At 78.7% G+C, this 2,240-nt stretch carries 2 pseudogenes; both read left to right on the top strand.

The features are described 5' to 3' along the window. Positions 1-736: pseudogene (locus AAHZ94_RS32940) on the top strand (hypothetical protein); the annotation flags it as partial. A gap of 1 nt (position 737) precedes the next feature. Beyond that, positions 738-2,240 (top strand): annotated as a pseudogene (locus tag AAHZ94_RS32935) (hypothetical protein); the annotation flags it as partial.

Genomic DNA, 2,240 nt, shown 5'->3' with positions numbered 1-2,240 from the left:
GCCGGGCCGCGCCGCGGGGGACGAACCCGCGCCCGGCGCCCCGACCGCGTACGACCGCTATGCGCTGGCCGCCGGTGCCGCGGCGCCCGAGCCGGTGCCCGACGGGCTGTTGATCGCGCACGGCAGCGGCGGCACCGACTGGCGCCGCTACCCGCCGGGCCTGGTGGACGCATCGGAGCGGGCCGTGTCCTGGCGGGCCGTCAGGGCGGCGGGGCACACCGTCATCGCGGTCAGCGTGGCCGCGGCGCCGGAGCGGCTGACGCCCGGCGCGCCGCGCGCCCTGCCGCCGCACCTGGTGCCCTGGGCGGAGATCGGCGGCCCACCCGTCACCACGGCCCTCACCCTGGCCGGCGACGCCTGGACGGGACGGCTGACGGTGCCCGAAGGGCAGCCGGTGTCCGCGCTGAAGGTCGGCGTGTACCTGCCGGGTTTCGACCCGGTACCGCCGCGCGCCGGCGCCGCCTCGGTGCCGGGTGACTCTGCCGTGTCCGGTGACACCGCGACGTCGGGTGACACCGCGGCGTCGGGTGACACCGCGCAGGACCCGGGTCCGCCGGACCACGACGAGGCGCCGTCCGCCCACCGGGTGGTGCGCGAGAAGATCAGGAGCCTGGTACGGGACCGGCTGGCGCGAGCCACGGCCGGCGACCCGGGCGAACTGGGCGGCCCGGGCGCCCCGGGCGACTTGTTGGCGGCCGAACGCGCCGCAGCGGCGGAGCAGGACGACGACTACTGACATGCCCGACCCCACGCCGCCGGCTCCGACGCCCGAACCCGCCCCGGAACCCGTCGCTTCCGCACCCGCCACGCCCGGGCCGGCCCCGGAACCCGCCGCGGTCGCACCGACAGCCGCCGAACCTGCCGCGGCCGGGCCCGAGCCAGGGTCTGGGGCCGGGCCCGGGCCCGATCCGCTGGCCGGCGTCATGGCCCTGCGCGCGGAGGGCGTGGCCGCGTACGGGCGCGGCGAACTGCCCGGCGCGCACGGCGCGTTCGACCAGGCGGTGCACGCCACGAGGCAGCTCACCGCCCAGCTCCACCACCTCCAGGTGCAGGCGCTGGGCAACCGGGCCGCGGTGGCGAACGCGCTCGGCGACCACCGGGCGGCCATCGCCTCCCACCGCGCTGCGCTCGACGCGTGCGACGCGCTCGACCTGCTGGCCGACGAGCCGATCTGGACGCTGCGGGCCACCACCTTGATCAACCTGGCCAACCCGTTGCAGGAGACCGGCGACCTCGATGCCGCGCAGACGGCGCTGGAGCAGGCCCACGCGCTGCTCCTCACGCCCGCCGCGGCCGGCACGGATGGCACGGATGACACGGACAGCACAGCCGGCGCGGAGCTCCGGCCGAGACCGGAGGGCACCAACCTGCTGGCGCCCTGCCTCCAGGGGCTCACCTCGCTCGCCATCCGCCGCCAACAGTGGGCCACCGCCCATGCGTTGGCCCAGCGCACCCTGGCCGCGGCGACGCGGTACGCCCCCGAGCTGACCGCCCACCCGCTGGCCAACCTGGCGGTGACCAGCCTGGAGAGTGGCCGCCAGGAACTGGCCGAGGACTACGGGCGGCAGGCGCTCGCCGCCTTCGATGCCGCGGGCGATCCGGTGGGGGCCGCCGAGACGCGCCTCAACCTGGCCGGCGGGCACGTCCGGGCGCGCCGCCCCGACCAGGCCGAGCCGCTGCTCGTCGCGAGCCAACGGTTCTTCGCCCTGGCCGGCATGGGGGGCCGGCAGGCGGCGACGCTCCGGCTGCTGGGCATGGTCGCGGCCCAGCGCGGCGACCGCGCCCGCGCGCGCGCGCGGTACCGCGAGGCGCTGGCCCGCTTCGAGGCGTGCGGGGCTCCGGTGGCCGCCGCGCAACTGCGCCTCGAACTGGCCGTCGACGCCTACGCCAGCGGGCACTTCGCCGCCGGCGAGACCGAACTTGAGCGCGCCGCGGCGGTGTTCACCGCCCACCGACTCGGCCTGCACCTGGCCCAACTCGACCTCACCCACGCCATGTTGCTGGAGAGCCGACTATCGGCCGAGCAGCCGCCCGACCCCGCGTTGCTGACCCGCGCCGTGGCGCTCGCGGTGCCGGCGGCGCTGGCCCTGGACGCGGTACGGACCACGCTCACCAGCGGCTACCAGCGGGAGCGGTGGAGCCGGCGGATCGCGGCGCCGGGCCGGGCGGGGGGGGGGCGGGGGGGCGGGCGGGGGGGGGGGGGGGGGCGGGGGGGCGGGGGCGGGGGGGGGGGGGGGGGG

Origin of the sequence: Streptomyces sp. HSW2009, assembly GCF_040240285.1 — a bacterium.
Classification (GTDB): Bacteria; Actinomycetota; Actinomycetes; order Streptomycetales; family Streptomycetaceae; genus Streptomyces.
The sequence above is the reverse complement of the archived record's forward strand: the minus strand, read 5'-3'. Positions and strand labels throughout refer to the sequence as shown.